The 16,771-nt window shown below is 61.1% G+C and carries 18 protein-coding genes (1 of these 18 running past the window's edge); 7 read left to right on the top strand and 11 right to left on the bottom strand.

Annotation, left to right across the window (positions count from 1 at the left end):
* The 6 genes from msrQ to AC3Z8Y_RS03005 form a co-directional block, all read right to left on the bottom strand.
* On the bottom strand, window positions 1-218 hold the 5' portion of the coding sequence (gene msrQ, locus AC3Z8Y_RS03030; protein WP_490088400.1) for a protein-methionine-sulfoxide reductase heme-binding subunit MsrQ. The gene continues 403 nt to the left of window position 1, outside the view; 218 of the gene's 621 nt are visible here — the first part of the coding sequence; the start codon lies at window positions 216-218; its stop codon lies off the left edge, out of view.
* Window positions 218-1,231: a protein-methionine-sulfoxide reductase catalytic subunit MsrP gene (gene msrP, locus AC3Z8Y_RS03025; RefSeq protein ID WP_490088399.1), complete on the bottom strand. Its 1,014-nt coding sequence runs from the start codon at window positions 1,229-1,231 to the stop codon at window positions 218-220. Before msrP ends, msrQ begins: the two co-directional genes overlap by 1 nt.
* A gap of 59 nt (window positions 1,232-1,290) precedes the next feature.
* Entirely contained in the window at window positions 1,291-2,139 is an 849-nt protein-coding gene (gene pssA / locus AC3Z8Y_RS03020; RefSeq protein WP_490088398.1) for a CDP-diacylglycerol--serine O-phosphatidyltransferase, read from the bottom strand.
* A gap of 146 nt (window positions 2,140-2,285) precedes the next feature.
* Window positions 2,286-3,302 carry a ketol-acid reductoisomerase gene (gene ilvC / locus AC3Z8Y_RS03015; protein WP_181117761.1) on the bottom strand — a complete coding sequence of 339 codons (1,017 nt, stop codon included), beginning with the start codon at window positions 3,300-3,302 and terminating at the stop codon, window positions 2,286-2,288.
* Between the two features lie 51 nt (window positions 3,303-3,353).
* On the bottom strand, window positions 3,354-3,845 hold the full coding sequence (gene ilvN, locus AC3Z8Y_RS03010; RefSeq protein WP_181117760.1) for an acetolactate synthase small subunit: 492 nt from the start codon (window positions 3,843-3,845) through the stop codon (window positions 3,354-3,356).
* Window positions 3,846-3,847: 2 nt separating this feature from the next.
* On the bottom strand, window positions 3,848-5,572 hold the full coding sequence (locus tag AC3Z8Y_RS03005) for an acetolactate synthase 3 large subunit (protein ID WP_181117759.1): 1,725 nt from the start codon (window positions 5,570-5,572) through the stop codon (window positions 3,848-3,850).
* A gap of 353 nt (window positions 5,573-5,925) precedes the next feature.
* On the opposite strand from AC3Z8Y_RS03005, the gene AC3Z8Y_RS03000 reads away from it, so the two are divergent.
* Window positions 5,926-6,360, top strand: coding sequence for a DUF4124 domain-containing protein (locus AC3Z8Y_RS03000; protein WP_490088397.1), 435 nt, complete (start codon window positions 5,926-5,928; stop codon window positions 6,358-6,360).
* A gap of 21 nt (window positions 6,361-6,381) precedes the next feature.
* Here the strand turns inward: AC3Z8Y_RS03000 and AC3Z8Y_RS02995 are convergent, their stop codons facing one another.
* Genes AC3Z8Y_RS02995 through mrcB form a run of 3 tightly spaced genes read right to left on the bottom strand, consistent with a single transcriptional unit; the run spans window position 6,382 to window position 9,795 of the window.
* A complete protein-coding gene (locus AC3Z8Y_RS02995) occupies window positions 6,382-6,717 on the bottom strand; it encodes a YqcC family protein (RefSeq protein ID WP_181117757.1) in 336 nt (111 codons plus the stop codon).
* An 8-nt stretch (window positions 6,718-6,725) separates the two neighbouring features.
* The gene (locus AC3Z8Y_RS02990; RefSeq protein ID WP_490088396.1) at window positions 6,726-7,457 is read right to left on the bottom strand and encodes a tetratricopeptide repeat protein; all 732 of its coding nucleotides are present in this window, start codon (window positions 7,455-7,457) and stop codon (window positions 6,726-6,728) included.
* Window positions 7,458-7,470: 13 nt separating this feature from the next.
* On the bottom strand, window positions 7,471-9,795 hold the full coding sequence (gene mrcB, locus AC3Z8Y_RS02985) for a penicillin-binding protein 1B (RefSeq protein WP_490088395.1): 2,325 nt from the start codon (window positions 9,793-9,795) through the stop codon (window positions 7,471-7,473).
* 117 nt (window positions 9,796-9,912) lie between these two features.
* Here mrcB and AC3Z8Y_RS02980 point away from each other — a divergent pair, with 117 nt between their 5' ends.
* The 4 genes from AC3Z8Y_RS02980 to AC3Z8Y_RS02965 all read left to right on the top strand — a co-directional run bounded on the left by AC3Z8Y_RS02980 (window position 9,913) and on the right by AC3Z8Y_RS02965 (window position 13,039).
* Window positions 9,913-11,457, top strand: coding sequence for a bifunctional aminoglycoside phosphotransferase/ATP-binding protein (locus AC3Z8Y_RS02980; RefSeq protein WP_490088394.1), 1,545 nt, complete (start codon window positions 9,913-9,915; stop codon window positions 11,455-11,457).
* Between the two features lie 86 nt (window positions 11,458-11,543).
* Window positions 11,544-11,888, top strand: coding sequence for a pentapeptide repeat-containing protein (locus AC3Z8Y_RS02975; protein WP_490088393.1), 345 nt, complete (start codon window positions 11,544-11,546; stop codon window positions 11,886-11,888).
* A 50-nt stretch (window positions 11,889-11,938) separates the two neighbouring features.
* The gene (locus AC3Z8Y_RS02970; RefSeq protein WP_490088392.1) at window positions 11,939-12,214 is read left to right on the top strand and encodes a TfoX/Sxy family protein; all 276 of its coding nucleotides are present in this window, start codon (window positions 11,939-11,941) and stop codon (window positions 12,212-12,214) included.
* Window positions 12,215-12,247: 33 nt separating this feature from the next.
* Window positions 12,248-13,039 carry a cyclic nucleotide-binding domain-containing protein gene (locus AC3Z8Y_RS02965; RefSeq protein ID WP_490088391.1) on the top strand — a complete coding sequence of 264 codons (792 nt, stop codon included), beginning with the start codon at window positions 12,248-12,250 and terminating at the stop codon, window positions 13,037-13,039.
* Between the two features lie 178 nt (window positions 13,040-13,217).
* Here AC3Z8Y_RS02965 and sfsA read toward each other — a convergent pair whose 3' ends face one another.
* A complete protein-coding gene (gene sfsA, locus AC3Z8Y_RS02960) occupies window positions 13,218-13,928 on the bottom strand; it encodes a DNA/RNA nuclease SfsA (protein WP_490088390.1) in 711 nt (236 codons plus the stop codon).
* Complete coding sequence (locus AC3Z8Y_RS02955) at window positions 13,928-15,100, bottom strand: pyridoxal phosphate-dependent aminotransferase (protein WP_490088389.1); 1,173 nt, start codon at window positions 15,098-15,100, stop codon at window positions 13,928-13,930. The genes sfsA and AC3Z8Y_RS02955 overlap by 1 nt, the downstream gene beginning before the upstream one ends.
* A gap of 257 nt (window positions 15,101-15,357) precedes the next feature.
* On the opposite strand from AC3Z8Y_RS02955, the gene dksA reads away from it, so the two are divergent.
* Window positions 15,358-15,804 carry an RNA polymerase-binding protein DksA gene (gene dksA, locus AC3Z8Y_RS02950; RefSeq protein ID WP_181117749.1) on the top strand — a complete coding sequence of 149 codons (447 nt, stop codon included), beginning with the start codon at window positions 15,358-15,360 and terminating at the stop codon, window positions 15,802-15,804.
* 72 nt (window positions 15,805-15,876) lie between these two features.
* Complete coding sequence (gene gluQRS / locus AC3Z8Y_RS02945) at window positions 15,877-16,761, top strand: tRNA glutamyl-Q(34) synthetase GluQRS (RefSeq protein ID WP_490088388.1); 885 nt, start codon at window positions 15,877-15,879, stop codon at window positions 16,759-16,761.
* The last annotated feature ends 10 nt before the right edge of the window (window positions 16,762-16,771 follow it).

Below are 16,771 nucleotides of genomic sequence, written 5' to 3'. Positions count from 1 at the left end.
CTTCGGACGATGACCCAGCCACTCCATCCTGTTATTCGCTGAAGCGGTGTCATGCTCAAGGTAATCAACAGCATTACCAGCGCACCCAGCCCCAGCCGATCAAGCAATACCTTACCCGGGTCCGGCCCCAGCGCAAAAAGCCAGGCCTGGTAGACCCACCATAACGGCCACACCGCCACGGCGAAAAAGACCGCCAGGCGAAACCATGGATAACGCATCAGTAATTCACCCTCAGATCGAGCCCTGCATATAGAGAAGCCACGTCTTCGGCATAGCCGTTGAACATCTGGGTTTCCCGCACGTTTGGAGCGAACAGGCCACTTGGAAGGCGGCGCTCCCGGGCCTGGGTCCAGCGGGGATGATCAACCTGAGGATTCACATTGGCATAGAAGCCGTATTCGTCTGGCGCTATGCCTTGCCAGGTGGTACGCGGCTGTTCGGTGACCAGACTCATTCGAACGATGGATTTGATGCCCTTGAAGCCATACTTCCACGGCACGATCAGGCGCAGCGGCGCACCGTTCTGGTTAGGCAACTCTCGCCCATACATGCCTACCGCCAACAGGGTGAGAGGGTGCATGGCTTCGTCCAGGCGCAGCCCTTCTTCGTAGGGCCACTGTATATAGGAGAAACTCGAGCGCTGGCCCGGCATCGTAGCCGGATCCTGCAGGGTCTCGAAGCGCACATAGCGAGCTTTGGAGGTGGGCTCCACCTGCTTGAGGATGCTAGCCAACGGGAAGCCTAGCCAGGGAATGACCATCGACCAGGCTTCGACGCAGCGCAGCCGATAGATGCGTTCCTCAAGCTGGCTGGGCTTCACGAAGTCTTCCAGTGCGTACTTGCCAGGCTTGCCCACTTCCCCATCGACAACGATCGACCAGGGTTCGGTTTTCAGGCTACCTGCATTTTGCGCAGGGTCGCCCTTGTCGGTACCGAACTCGTAGAAGTTGTTGTAGTGGGTGGCGTCCTTGAACGGGGTAATGGCTTCGCCCTTGGCAGTGATTGCCTGCCAATGGGTTTGCTTGAGTTTTTCCTGGAACCAGGCCGGTGGCTTGCCGGGTTCGACGCCTTCGTAAGCGGACGCGCTGGAGGAGTCCGCCCAGGCCGGAAGCGCTGCCCCGGCTGCCAACGCGGCAGCGCCTGCCATCAGGGTTCGGCGGGAGAGATAGGCAGCTTGGGGGGTAACTTCAGATTCGTGGCAGGCGGATGCCTGGCTAACCTTGATAAGCATTGGGCACACTCCGAGCGATCAGTTGCTGGATCGTGAGACGAAGTGTGCCCTGATTTATTTCATCTGTGCCGACGAAGGCGCAACAAATGTTGTACTGGGCCGGAGGCCGCATAGATCAGGAAGATCAAGAGAAGGATCTTCGGCGGGTCGATGAACACAACGGCGAACACCAGCACAACCGCCAGGATGGCAACAAACGGTACCCTCCCCTTCAGGTCGAGCTCCTTGAAACTGTTGTACTTGATGTTACTCACCATCAGCATGCCGGCGCCGGCAACCAGGATAGCCACCAGGAACGACAGCTTGGCCCCCGGGATTTCCAGATCGCTCATTGCCCACACTGTCCCGGCTACCACCCCTGCGGCCGCAGGGCTTGCCAGGCCGATGAAGTAGCGCTTGTCCGCCTTGCCTACCTGAGTGTTGAACCGGGCCAGCCGCAGAGCAGCACCGGCAACGTAGATAAAGGCGACCATCCAGCCCACCTTACCCATCGCACCCAATGCCCACACGAACGCCAGCAGCGACGGCGCCATACCGAAGGCAACCATATCGGACAGCGAATCGTACTCCGCGCCGAACGCGCTTTGAGTATTGGTCATGCGTGCTACACGGCCATCGAGGCCATCGAGCACCATCGCGACGAAGATCGCGATGGCGGCAAAGGAGTAATACTTCACTGCCTCGGCCGAATTGCCCGCGCTCAGGGCGCTCTGGGCCGTAATCGAATTGATGATGGAATAGAAACCGGCAAACAGGTTTGCGGTAGTGAAGAGGTTAGGCAGCAGGTAGATCCCACGGTGCCGCACTCTACGCCCTTCGGCATCCTGACCCTCTTCAACATGCTCGTCGACAGGGAGCAGGCTATCGGCGTCGGGGGCCGTGTTCGGCTCTTCAGGGCGTTCGCTCATAAACAGTACCTTGCAACGTGTGAAAAATTTCGACAGACGCTCGGGACGAGGGTTCGTCCGCAAACGTTGCAGCTTTATACCAGAAGGCCACGCTCGAAACGAAAAAACGCGGCCGAGGCCGCGTTTTCCGTTGTAACAAAGCGCGATCAGTTCTTGGCTTTGTCGACGATCTTGTTCGCCGAGATCCAAGGCATCATCGAACGCAGTTGCTCACCGATGACTTCGATGCCGTGCGCTGCGTTGTTACGGCGGCGAGCGGTCATGGACGGGTAGTTGGCCGCGCCTTCAGCGATGAACATCTTGGCGTACTCACCATCCTGGATGCGCTTGAGTGCGTTGCGCATGGCCTGACGGGATTCGGCGTTGATCACTTCAGGGCCGGTAACGTACTCGCCGTACTCAGCGTTGTTGGAGATCGAGTAGTTCATGTTGGCGATGCCGCCTTCATACATGAGGTCAACGATCAGTTTCAGCTCGTGCAGGCACTCGAAGTAAGCCATTTCCGGCGCGTAGCCAGCTTCTACCAGGGTTTCGAAACCGGCTTTCACCAGTTCTACCGCGCCGCCACACAGAACAGCCTGCTCACCGAACAGGTCGGTTTCGGTTTCGTCCTTGAAGGTGGTCTCGATGATGCCGGTACGCCCGCCGCCCACGCCAGCAGCGTAGGACAGCGCAACGTTCTTGGCGTTGCCCGAGGCGTCCTGGTAGATAGCGATCAGGTCAGGAATACCGCCGCCCTTGACGAACTCGGAGCGAACGGTGTGGCCCGGCGCCTTGGGGGCGATCATGATCACGTCCAGGTCGCTGCGAGGAACAACCTGGTTGTAATGGATGGCGAAGCCGTGGGAGAAGGCCAGGGTCGCGCCCTGCTTCAGGTTCGGCTCTACTTCGTTCTTGTACAGCACCGATTGGAATTCATCCGGGGTAAGGATCATGACCAGGTCAGCAGAAGCAACGGCGCTGGCCACGTCGGTGACTTTCAGCCCATGGGCTTCAGCCTTGGCGACGGTAGCCGAACCCTTGCGCAGGCCGACGACGACATCAACACCGGAGTCTTTCAGGTTGCACGCCTGAGCATGGCCCTGAGAGCCGTAACCGATGATGGCGACTTTCTTGCCCTGGATGATGGACAGGTCACAGTCTTTGTCGTAGTAAACTTTCATGAAATTCCCCTGATTATCCTGGCCCGTGGGCCGCCTGCAAAAATGGTTTGATTAGATGCTGAGTACTTTGTCGCCGCGCGCGATACCAGTAACGCCACTGCGCACGGTTTCGAGAATGGACGCGGTGCCGACGGCCTGGATGAAGCTGTCGAGCTTATCGCTGGTACCTGTGAGCTGAACGGTATAAACGCTGCTGCTCACATCCACGATCTGCCCGCGGAAGATGTCGGTGGTGCGCTTGACCTCGGCGCGCTGCGCACCGGTGGCCTTCACTTTCACCAACATCAGCTCACGCTCGATGTGGGCGCTTTCCGAAAGGTCGACCAGCTTCACCACTTCCACCAGCTTGTTGAGGTTCTTGGTGATCTGCTCGATCACCTCGTCATGGCCGATGGTGGTGAGGGTAAGGCGCGACAAGGTCGGGTCTTCGGTCGCGGCAACGGTGAGGCTTTCAATATTGTAGTTGCGCTGCGAGAACAGGCCGACCACCCGGGACAGTGCGCCCGGTTCGTTTTCCAACAGCAAAGAAATGATGTGCCGCATGGTCAGGTACGCTCCGTCTTGCTCAGCCACATGTCACGCATCGAGCCATCCTTGATCTGCATCGGATAGACGTGCTCGCTGGTATCGACCTGAATGTCCAGGAACACCAGGCGGTCTTTCATGGCAAAGGCTTCGGCCATCATGGGCTTGAGGTCCTTGAGGTCGGTGATGCGCATGCCGACATGGCCGTAGGCCTCGGCCAGCTTGACGAAATCTGGCAGCGACTCCATGTAGGAATGCGAATGGCGGCTGCTGTAGTTCATGTCCTGCCATTGGCGCACCATGCCCAGCACGCCATTGTTCAGGTTCACGATCTTCACCGGCAGGCCGTACTGCATGCAGGTAGAGAGCTCCTGAATGTTCATCTGGATGCTGCCCTCCCCGGTCACGCAGGCAACGTCGTTGTCCGGGAAGTTCAGCTTCACACCCATGGCCGCCGGGAAGCCGAAGCCCATGGTGCCCAGGCCACCGGAGTTGATCCAGCGGTTAGGCTTGTCGAACGGATAGTACTGAGCCGCGAACATCTGATGCTGGCCCACGTCGGAGGTCACGAACGCATCGCCCTGAGTAACATCCCAGAGCGTACGGATCACGGTTTGAGGCTTGATCAGCTGACCATCGCCCTGCTCGTAGGGGAACAGGCCGCGCTCGCCACGCCATTCGTCGATCTGCTTCCACCAGGCGGCAACCGCTTCCTTGTCCGGGGTTTGCCCCAGCTCTTTATAAGCGGCAACCATTTCAGTCAGCACGCTTTCTACCGGGCCCACGATTGGCACGTCGGCCTTGATCGTCTTGGAAATGGACGCCGGGTCGATATCCACGTGAATGATCTTGGCGTTAGGGCAGAACTTGGCCGCGCCGTTGATCACACGGTCGTCGAAGCGCGCGCCCACGGCAAAGATCACATCGGCGTGGTGCATGGTCAGGTTGGCCGTGTAGCTACCGTGCATGCCAAGCATGCCGACGAACTGACGATCAGTGCCTGGGTACGCGCCCAGCCCCATCAACGTGTTAGTGACCGGAGCGTTAAGCAGCCGCGCCAGCTCGGTGAGTGGCGAAGACGCACCGCCAAGGATCACCCCACCACCGGCATAGATAACCGGGCGGCGCGCAGCCACGAGCATTTCGGCAGCCTTGCGGATCTGGCCGGAATGGCCCCGCACAGCAGGCGAATAGGAGCGCAGCTTCACTTTTTTGGGGTAGACGTATTCGAATTTCTCCGCCGGGTTGGTCATATCCTTCGGGATATCGACCACAACCGGGCCAGGGCGGCCAGACTCGGCCAGGTAGAACGCCTTCTTCAGGATCTCCGGGATTTCCGAGGGATGCTTGATCATGAAGCTGTGCTTCACGATAGGCCGGGAGATACCGATCATGTCGGTTTCCTGGAAGGCGTCGGTACCTACCATGGTGCTCGGGACCTGACCAGACAGCACCACCATGGGGATCGAGTCCATGTAGGCCGTGGCGATCCCGGTAATGGCGTTGGTTGCGCCGGGGCCGGACGTTACCAGCACCACACCCGCCTTGCCGGTGGCGCGGGCATAGCCGTCGGCCATGTGAGTAGCGGCCTGCTCATGGCGAACCAGGATGTGCGAGACATCAGGCTCTTTGAACAGGGCATCGTAAACATGAAGGAGAGCACCGCCAGGGTACCCGTAGATGTGCTTGACACCCTCGTCACGCAAAAAGCGGACGATCATCTCAGCGCCGGATAAGAGCTCCACGTTGTTCACCTCAAAAACGCCAGAATACCGCCGGAAGGCGGGTCCATTAGGTTTACTGCCAAGCAGAGCATGAGCGACGGTGGTCGCCGACTACGTCAGCACTGACTGAGCAAGTATTGGGACTTCCCCAAAGTGTTGCGGGGGTTTCCCACCCAGCGCGAGGTAACGCGTTGCGGGTGTAACAGGTCGGCGCGGGTATGCGCCTCATGATCTGCTGAGCGGGTCTGCTTCTGGCAGTCCCTTCACAGCGGACTTTGGATTGTTGTGAATAGCCCCTCGCAAGTCAAGTCATCTGTCGCCTTTCTGCTTCTGTGGTAATTTTGCGCAAAGCCCTTTGGACGAACGGAGCGGACATGCGCCTTACATGCCTGGTGGCCAGCGTGATGCTGGCAGCAATGGGGTCGCTGCAAGCGGCCCAGGTATACAAATGGGTGGATGCCAACGGCGTGACTCACTTCGATGCCAAGCCGCCAACCGGCCAGGCTGCGACGCCCATCGACACTCACGCGCCGCCCCCTGCCAGCCCTGCGAAAGGTTCGCAGAACGAGGACGACGTGGATAACGATCCCGAGCAGAAAGCCGCAAATGATCGTGTTCGGCAGCAGGTGTCAGAGCAGGAAGCGCAGACAAAGGAGTTCTGCGACCAGGCGCGTACCAACCTCGCCCAGTTGAACAACAACCCAAGGGTGCGCCAGGAAGTGGATGGCGAATTGAGGCGCCTGACCGAGGAAGAGCGGCAGGAAAAGATTACCGAAACCCGCAAAGCCATTGCCGATCAGTGCCACTGACCGGCAGCCCTGCCCTGCAGGTCAGGCCTGGCTGGCGCCAGTGATAAGAAGGTCGAACTCGCGCAGGCAGGCCATGAGCGCAAGGCCCTGCCCAGGCCTGCTGGCGTAGACCATTTCAGCCATGGCGAGGATGCCGGAGGCATTGGGCAAGGCCAGGCCGTTCTCCAGGATTAGCTTCATTCGTGGCAGGAAGATCCATTGCAACCACTCCTCGAAGCTGAGCGTGTCCACGCAGAACGGCTCCACACTGGCCAGCGCCTGCTCGCTGGGCGGCTGGGCGGCCCACCATCCAGCCTGACGAAGGGCGCGTTCGATCAGCAACAGCTGATCGGCAATGGCAGGAAAACGAGCGTCCATCCTCCCGATCACCCTCGCGCATTCTGACGGGCCTGCGCCGCGCCTGCCGCATCACCCTGTTTCTCGCGCGCCTGAGCGATGGTTTCCCACAGCCGCGCCTGGAGGTCCGGGCGCCCGTTGGCGTAGCTCAACGCCCGCCGGGCGAACTGCTCGGCCTGGGCAGCGTCACCCTGTGCCAACCTTACCTGGGCGAGACGAAACAGCACCTGAGGCTCGCGCGGCGCTATGCGCTGGGCACGCTCCAGGCTGGACGAGGCGCCATTGAGGTCGCCGCCGCCCTGCTGTTGCTGGGCGGTAGTGAGCAGCGCCAACACCGGACCGTCCAACTGCTCGTCTGCCGCGAGGCCACCGCTGGAGCGTGTGGCGGCGGGGATACCGCTCGGGGCAGACGCCGCAGGTGTATACAGGCTGCCGCTGGCGACAGGCGTGGGCGGTGTATAGGCAGGGCCATTGGTTACCGGCCCCGGCGTGATCGGGCCGGTACTGATAGGCGCTGCGCTGGCCTGAATCGGAGCGCTGGAGGTGGGCACCATCACCATCACGCCGCTGTCTTCGGGGGCAGCCTGCGTGGGGGCCGCCGCGACCGGAGCGCGGTAAGCGGTATTACGGTTGGCCGACACGCGCTCGCTATTGGAAACCCGCGCGCCTTGATCAACCACAGGTATCGAGCCGCGAGGCACGCTTGCACAGCCTTGCAACAGGACTGTCGCGGTCAGCATTGAAAACCACAACTTCTTCACGTCAGTTCCTCAGTCAATTCAGCCAGCCCTTGATCCAGTCCATCACCGGAGCCGCCGGGGACTCGGAGCCGGAATTACATGCCACGCCAGGGGCTGGTTCACTACCCCGAATATAAGGCATCTGCACGGCGTTCGGGCAGCCTTGCGCGGAGCCTTGCCCGGTCTGGGCGTCCACCCAGGCGAGCACGACATTATCCGGCACCGCCATGTTCAGCGGGAGCGGGTCGGCCTTGCGCATGAAATTGGTCCACACCTGCAAGGCACCCGTGGCGCCGGTGTAAGGGGTTTTGCCATTATCGTCGCGCCCCATCCATACCACTGCCAGCAGGTCCTGGCTGAAGCCGGCAAACCAGCTGTCGCGTGAGTCGTTGGTAGTGCCGGTTTTCCCGGCCAGGTTCAACGACGAGGGCAACACATTGTAAACCGAGCGCGCGGTACCTTCGCGCACCACACGCTGCATCGCGGTCTGGATCAGGTAAATGCTGCCTGGATCGAAACGCTGCTGGATCTGGAAGGGGTAACGTTTCAACGGCTGGCCTTCGGCGGTCAACACGCTGCGAATACCCCGCATCGGCGTGTTGTAGCCACCGTTGGCAATGGTTTGATAAACCGTCGCCACCTGCATCGGCGTGAGCGCGCCTGCGCCCAGCAACATGGAAGGGTACGCCGGCCAGTTCACATCCACGCCCAGTTTGCCAAGGGTTTTGAAGACATTCGGAATGCCGAGATCAAGGCCGAGGCGAGCGCTGGAGAGGTTGTAGGAATGCGCCAGCCCTTGGTAAAGGAAGATGGTGCCGTTGGAGCCTTTTTCGTAGTTCTGCGGCGACCACACCTGCCCATCAGCGCCCTTCACCGAGAAGGGCTCATCCTTGATCCAGCTGGTAAGCGTGTACTGGCTGGGTTTTTCAAGGGCGGTGAGGTAGATCGCCGGCTTCACCAGCGAGCCGATGGGCCGCACCGCATCCAGGGCCCGGTTGAAGCCGGCAAAGCCTGCCTGGCGGCTACCGACCAACGCTTGTACCTCACCACTTTCCGGATTGGTCACCACCATTGCGGTTTCCATCGCGTCACCGCCCTTGCGGGCCGAGAAGCGCTTGAAGCTCTCGCTGACGGCCGCTTCGGCTTTCATCTGCAGGATGGGGTCGAAACTGGTGAATATTCGCAGGCCTTCGCCAGTGAGGTCTTCATCCCGGTAATCCTCCCGCAGCTGGCGCTTGACCAGATCAAGGAAGCCCGGGAACGAACTGTCTGCCAGGCTACCGCGCTGGGTAACCCCCAAGGGCATTTTCTTGGCGGCAGCCACAGCCTCAGGGGTGGCCACGCCCTGTTCCTGCAGCAGGTCGAGCACCAGGTTACGGCGTTCCAGCGCGCGCTCGGGGTAGCGACGAGGGTTGTAATACGAGGGGCCTTTCACCATCCCGACCAGCAACGCAACCTGATGCAACCGGAGCTCTGACAGGGGCTGGCTGAAGAAGAACTGGCTGGCCAGGCCGAAGCCGTGCACGGCCCGCTGCCCGTCCTGGCCAATGAACACTTCGTTCAGGTAAGCCTCGAGGATTTCCTGCTTGCTGTAATGCAGCTCGAGCAGCACCGCCATCATCGCTTCGGTCAGCTTGCGGCTGAGGCTGCGCTCGTTGGTGAGATAGAAGTTCTTCACCAGCTGTTGCGTGAGGGTACTGCCGCCCTGGCGCATCTGCCCCGAGGAGGCGTTGATGTATACCGCCCGCGCAATGGACTTGGGCGATACACCGAAGTGGTGGTAGAAGTCGCGGTCCTCTACGGTCACGAGGGTGTCGATCAGGAAGGGCGGCACCTGATCGAGCTTTATGAGAATCCGGTCTTCAAGGTTTTTCGGATAGATGCCACCGATCAACAATGGCTCGAGCCGCACCACGGGGAGCTTTTCGCCCCCGTTGCCGGCCAGGTCGCCAACGTAGTCGCCATTGAAGCGCACGCGCACCGGCCGGGCTTGCTCCAGCCCCTCATAGAACTGGAACCCTCGGGTATTGAGCGAGACGGTATTGCCAGCCACCGCAACCTGCCCGGGGCCATCCACGGCATTGACGCGGCGATAGCCAAGGGCGTCCAGCTCGGTGAGAAAGTCTTTGAGCTCGAGCTTCTGCCCCACGAACAATTCGAGCGGCCGGCCATACACCTTGGCGGGGATGGTCCAGCGCTTGCCGGAAAACTTCTCCTGCACCACGGCATCGAGGTAAATGGCAACGCCAGCCAGCGCCACAAGGCCGACCAGGCTGAGCTTGAGCAGCCAGCCGAGCCACGTGCGGGCGCGATTTGAAGCGGGGCGAGAGGGTTTGCGGGGGGATCGGCTACGAGTCATGGCGGCGGATTATACGCAGTTTGCCCCCCCACAAACAGAAACGTTGTTACGGTTTGCAGCACCGGCGGTAGCCGCCATAATGAACGGCAATGCCCCTCGACCGCATAAGGATTTTCCGTGAGTCAAGCCCTCGTTGCCGCGCTGCAGAACCCGGCGCTTTACCCTCACCCGGTTGAAGCGTTCGAGCTGATCGAAACACATATTTCCTGGGTCATCCTGACCGGCCCCTACGCCTACAAGATCAAGAAGCCAGTGAATTTCGGTTTTCTGGATTTCACCACCCTGGCAGCGCGCCAGCACTTTTGCCAGGAAGAACTGCGGCTCAACCAGCGACTGACCGAGGGGCTTTACCTGGACGTGCTGAGCGTAACCGGGAGCGAACAGGCTCCGGCCCTGGGTGGCGAAGGCCCGGCGATCGAATACGCCTTGAAAATGCGCCAGTTCCCGCAAAGCCAGCTGTTGAGTACGCTCCAGGGCAATGGCGAACTGGGCAACGACCATATCGATGCGCTTGCGCAACAAATCGCCGAATTCCACCTGGCCGCACCGCGGGTTCCGCTGGAGCGCAGCGAGGGTACGCCTGAAAGCGTGATGGCCCCGGTGAGCCAGAATTTCGAACAGGTTCGGCCGTTCCTGTCCGACCGCGCCGACCTCATGCAGCTGGACGCACTGCAGGCCTGGGCGAGCGCGGAGTACGACCGCCTCCTGCCGCTGCTGCAGGCACGCAAGGCCGAAGGGTTCATCCGTGAATGCCACGGGGATATTCACCTGGGCAACGCAACGATCATTGATGGCAAGGTAGTGATCTTCGATTGCATCGAGTTCAACGAGCCCTTCCGCTTCACGGATGTGTACGCGGATATCGCTTTCCTTGCCATGGACCTCGAAGACCGCGGCCTCAAGTGCCTGTCCCGCAGGCTGGTCACCCGATACCTCGAGATCACCGGCGACTACGCAGGCCTGCCGCTGCTCAATTTCTACAAGGCTTACCGCGCCATGGTGCGGGCCAAGGTCGCGCTGTTCAGCATGCCGGCCAACGCCGATGGCCTGCAGCGCGCAACCTCGCTGCGCCAATACCGGAACTACGCCACGCTGGCAGAAAGCTACAGCGCCATCCCGTCCCGCTTCCTGGCCATCACCAGTGGTGTGTCCGCCGTGGGCAAGAGCCATGTGGCACTACGGCTGGTCGAAGCACTGGGCGCCATTCGCCTGCGCTCGGATGTAGAGCGAAAGCGCCTCTACGCTGAAGTGGACACCGATGCGCTCTATAGCGAGCAGGCCAGCGAAGCGACCTACCACAAACTGCACGCGCTGGCCGGGCAGATACTGGGCGCAGGCCTTCCGGTAGTGCTCGACGCCACCTACCTCAAGCAGTCACAGCGTGCCGCAGCGCAGGCGGTTGCCCAGGCCCAGGCGGTGCCTTTCTTCATTCTGGATTGCAGCGCTCCCCAGGCAGTGATCGAAAGCTGGCTGGCCCAACGCCAGGCGCAGCCGAACCCTGACCCTTCCGATGCCACGCTGGACGTGATTGCGGCACAATCCCAGAGCCGGGACCCCCTCTCCGGAGAGGAGCGCCTGGCGGCAAAAGCCGTCAATACCCATGACGCCAGCAGCGTGGACGGCGTGGTCGAGGCGATCCGTCGCCGACTGCCGGGCCTCTAACGTCGACAGCGCGTGAACCAGTCCACACCTTCGGCTTTCAGGTGGTGTCATTATGATGGCGCCACCTTCCCAACGGAGACGCTGCCATGACCCAGCCCAAATTGATCGATTCGCCCCTTTTCGCACTCGTGAGGGAAGAACAGATCGAGGCCTTCAATGAGGCGAAGCGCCGCGAGGGGGCGGTGGACTTCACTGGGGGAGACTTCCGAGGCCTGGACCTGCGCAACCTGGATGCAGACGGCCTGAACCTCAGCGACGCCTACTTCCGCTCTGCCGACCTCAGGGGCATAGATTTCCGCAACGCGTGCCTGGAAGGCGCCTCGCTCGCCCATGCGCAAATCTCCGGGGCGTATTTCCCGCCGGAACTGAGCGCGGACGAAATCCTGATGTCCGTCAATTTCGGAACCCGGCTTCGGTATCGCACCAAATGACCCTCGGCTAAAGTCCGCTGGAGGGGACAGCCCCCTGATTAGGAGCCTGGATGAACGACGAGCTGCAGGAACTGCAAAACCTGGGCAAGACCTCCGCCCAATGGCTTCACGCTGTTGGCATCCACAGCGCAGCCGACCTGCGTCGGCTGGGTGCCGTGGACGCTTATCGCGCTGTAAGAACCCGAGGCTTCCGGGCTTCCAAAGTGCTGCTTTATGCCATCGAAGGCGCGCTCCAAGGGGTTCACTGGAGTGACTTGCCCGCCGAGCGCAAGGAAGCCTTGAACAAGGCCTTCAACGCTTTGCCTTCGCCTCGCCCGAACAACTGACCACGCGCCAAGCGCGCACGCTGAGAATGAATCATGTATCTAGTTGGGGAGCAATCGGCCTACGCCGAAGAATGGATCACACGGTTGCAGGGGCTGCCTTCCCGGCTATTGGAAGGCGCGCCGGCCAGTGATTCGCCGCTGGAATTACCGGCTGACACGCTCCTTGAATCGCATATCCGGCCCGATCAGCTTTATCTGATCGAGGCCGGTCTTGTGCAGGTGGCCTTGAACGACCGTAATCTGTTCTACCTCAGCGAGGGTGATGTGCTCAACCTGGCCGCTGCCCCCAAGGGCTTGGAATGCCGCTACCGCGCCCAGGCGCTCCTGCGTCTTGTTCCTTTTGATCGCGCCGCCGCCCTGGCTCACATTGGCGCTTCGGGTAAAAGCGAACAGCTCGCCGATTACCTGGGAGGGCACGCCTGGTTGCTCGCCGAAGCCGTTACCCGTCTGAAACAGCCCGAATACCGAAGCGCCAGTGGCTTCAAGCACGTGGCCGCTGGTGAAGTGCTCATCCGCCAGGGAGATGAACCCGATCATGTGTTCATCATCATTGACGGCCACGCGGAGGTATTCGTCGACGGCCTGAAGGTGGGAGATGTTGCCAAAGAGGAAATTTTCGGCGCGATGGCAGTGTTCACCGAGGAGAAGCGCACGGCTACCGTGATCGCGAGCACCGCCTGTACGGTGATGATGATCCCCAAAGACCAATTCCTCGCGATGACGCAGTCCAATCCAAAAATTGCACACAGCCTTATCGAGAGCATGGCCAAGAAAATCAATGTGTTAAACCGCCAGCTCACGGGATCCGGCCTGGACCCGCAATAAACCTGCGAAAATGCACTTGACTCTCAAATGAGAATAGTTATGATTAGCACAACTGGTCGCGAGATCAGCCGATAAGCAGCCCGGTGGTTCGGACTCAGCTTATCTCCTCATCAGGCTAATCACGGTTATTGACCCGGCTCTTGCCGGGTCTTTTTTTGCCTGTGAAAATGTGCCCTGCTCAATCCAGCTGAAGGCTGAGCCGGCGGTCTATGAACACTTCGTCCGGCGTAAGGTGTACGCCGTAGGCAAGCACCTCTACCCCCTCGCTGGCGGCGAGCCGAAGCGCCTGGGCATAGGTGTCGTCGATTTCCCAGGCGGGGCGAACGCTCTCGATGCCGGTCAGATTGACGCAAAAAAGTTGTACTGCCCTCACGCCGCGCCTGGCCAGCGCGGCCAGCTCACGCAAGTGCCGCGCTCCCCGCTGGGTCACGGCATCGGGAAAGGCCGCCACTGTGGTGCCTTCGAAACCCAGGGTTACGCTTTTCACCTCCACGTAGGCTTCGCTTGATGCAAAGCCAAGGTGAAAGTCTACCCGGCTGTTTTCTTCGCCATACCGCACCTCGCGGCGCAGCTGGGTAAACCCCGCCAGCTCCGGAATCATCCCTCCCAGCAACGCTTCCTCCACCAGCCGGTTGGCTCGCCCCGTATTGATGCAGGCCAAGCGCCCTTGGGGCGTTTCCACGATTTCCCAGGTGCCGGGCAGCTTGCGCGAAGGGTCGGTCGAGCGGCTGAACCATACCCGGCAGCCAGGCGCCATGCAGTTGAGCATCGAGCCGGTGTTCGGGCAATGCACAGTAAGCTGGCTCCCGTCTGCCAGTTCGATGTCTGCCAGAAAACGTTTGTAGCGGCGCAGCAGGGTGGCAGGCTCCAGAGGCGGATCGAAGCGCATCAGCCTTGCCACCGTTGCAGGCCACGGGCAATCCGCTCAACGGCCTGCTCCAGCCGCGGCAACGCCTGGGTATAGGCGAAGCGCACATGCTGGCGCGCCAGGTGGCGGCCAAAATCCAGGCCTGGCGTGAACGCCACGTGCTCTTCTTCAAGGAAGAACCGGGAGAACGCAAAGGCATCGCCGCCGAAGCGGCTGATATCCGCGTACAGGTAGAATGCCCCTTGGGGTTCCACTGCAATGTCGAACCCCAGCCCGCGCAGGGCCGGCAGAAGAAAATCTCGCCGTTGTCGAAACGCCTCGCGGCGGCTTTCGAGGATCTCCAGCGTGGCGGGCTCGAAACAGGCCAGCGCGGCGTGTTGAGCGATGCTCGGGGCACTGATGTAAAGGTTCTGGGCCAGTTTCTCCAGCTCTGGCACGGCGGCTTCAGGCGCCACCAGCCAGCCCAGCCGCCAGCCGGTCATGCCGAAGTACTTGGAGAAGCTGTTGAGCACAAAGGCCTCATTGTTCACTTCGAGCACGCTGTGTGCATCCATGCCATAGGTAAGGCCATGGTAGATTTCATCCACCACCAAGTGGCCCTCCCGCGCGTCCAGCGCCTCGCTCAATGCTTTCAGTTCGCTCAGCCCAAGCACGGCGCCCGTGGGATTGGCCGGCGAGGCCACCAAAGCCCCCACCGAACGGTCATCCCAGTGCTCGGCGACCAGCCGCGAGTTGAGCTGGTAATGGTCCGCAGGCCCTACGGGCACTAGCTTCGCCTCGCCCTCGATCAGCCTGAGAAAATGGCGATTGCACGGATAGCCCGGGTCTGCCAGCAGCCAATGCTGGCCCGGGTCAACCAGCAAGGCACTGGTAAGCAGCAGCGCGCCAGAGCCGCCGGGGGTTACCATGATCCGCGCCGGATCGATGTCTAACCCGTAGCGCTGGCCATAAAGCCGGGCGATGGCCTGGCGCAGCGCCGGCAGCCCCCGTGCGGCGGTGTAGCCGGTATGGCCGGCGGCAAGCGCAGCCTGCCCCGCCGCCACAATGGGGGCGGCGGTGACAAAGTCCGGCTCGCCGATTTCCAGGTGAATCACGTCATGGCCGGCTGCCTGGAGCTCGTTTGCGCGAGCCAGCAGGGCCATCACATGGAAGGGTTCGATCGCGCGGCTGCGCGCGCTGTAAGGCTTGGCCATGACGCGGTCTCGAGTTGCCTGGCAGAGCGACGATTCTACGGCAAGCCTGCCCGCAAATGCGCGCTTTCGGGGCGTAGTTGAATGAACCGCCGTCCCGGTTGTCCAACCGCGTTGCAGCAGCAAATCAGGCTAGACAACCGGGAGTGGCGCACCCGGATTCGATCTGGTAAGTTCGCCCGCTTGCAGTCGCGGGGCCGGCGGGCGCCGGAGATGGATCATCCCGCGCAGTGGATTAGAAGAGCGAGAGGCGGTCATTCATGCCCACCAATGAAAACCAGCAAAACAGTCCCGAGCTTGTTCGCGGCTTCAAACCCTATGAGGAAAAAAAGGGCGAGGAGTACATGAGCGAAGCGATGCGAGCTCATTTCACGCAAATCCTGAATCAATGGAAACAAGAATTGATGCAGGAAGTCGACCGCACCGTGGACCACATGAAGGACGAGGCAGCCAATTTCCCGGACCCGGCAGACCGTGCCAGCCAGGAAGAGGAGTTCAGCCTTGAACTGCGGGCCCGCGACCGCGAGCGCAAGCTGATCAAGAAGATCGACAAAACCCTGCAGTTGATTGAAGACGAAGAATACGGCTGGTGCGACTCTTGCGGGATCGAAATCGGGATTCGCCGCCTTGAGGCGCGCCCAACCGCTGATCTGTGCATCGATTGCAAAACCCTCGCTGAAATCAAGGAAAAACAGGTCGGCAAGTGATCTGAGTCGGGGGCGCTCCAGCCGCGCGCCCCTGTTTGGCCGGTATAACGGCATCCCTTCGGCCATCTCCTCATGAATTCCTCGCGCACAGGTCGCTTCGCCCCTACGCCTAGTGGCTTGCTTCATTTCGGCTCGCTGGTAGCCGCCCTTGCTTCGTTCGCCGATGCCCGCGCCCAAGGTGGCCAATGGCTTGTACGCATGGAAGACATCGACCCTCCGCGCGAAGCGCCAGGCGCCAAAGCCGCCATTCTCGAAACCCTGCACGCCTACGGCTTTGAGTGGGACGGCCCGGTGCTTTACCAGAGTGAACGCTCGAGCAGGTACCAAGCGGTCATCGATCACTGGCTGCGACAGGGCCTGGCCTACGCCTGCACCTGTTCACGCAAGGCACTGGAGCCCTATGCCGGCGTTTACCCAGGCTTTTGCCGCAATGCAGGCCACTCGCCAGAGGGCGCGGCCATTCGCCTGCGAGTGCCCGAGCTGCGCTATGGCTTCCAGGACCGTCTGCAGGGCCATTTCGAGCAGCACCTGGGTACGGAAGTGGGCGATTTCATCATCCGCCGACGCGACGGCCTATACGCCTATCAGTTGGCGGTGGTGATCGATGACGGCGACCAGCAAGTCACGGACATCGTTCGTGGGGCCGACCTGCTCGATTCCACGCCCCGTCAGCTATACCTTCAGGAGCTGTTGGGCCTTCCCTCGCCTACGTACTTGCATGTGCCGCTGCTGGTGCAGCCAGACGGCCACAAGCTGGGCAAAAGCTACCGCTCGGCACCGCTCACCGCGGCAGACGCCCGAAGCCAGCTATTACGCGCCTTGCGCACACTGGGCCAGAAACCGCCCGCCGAACTGCAAAGCGCGCAGCCCAGGGAGATACTTCAGTGGGCGGCAAGCCATTGGAGCGTCGATGCACTGCCTCGCGTGCGCACGCTCGCTGAAGCCTCGCTCCTCTGATGCGCCGCGT

Source organism: Pseudomonas sp. 3MAES_34.3B (assembly GCF_058145875.1).
This window is presented reverse-complemented; position numbering and strand designations above follow the sequence as displayed.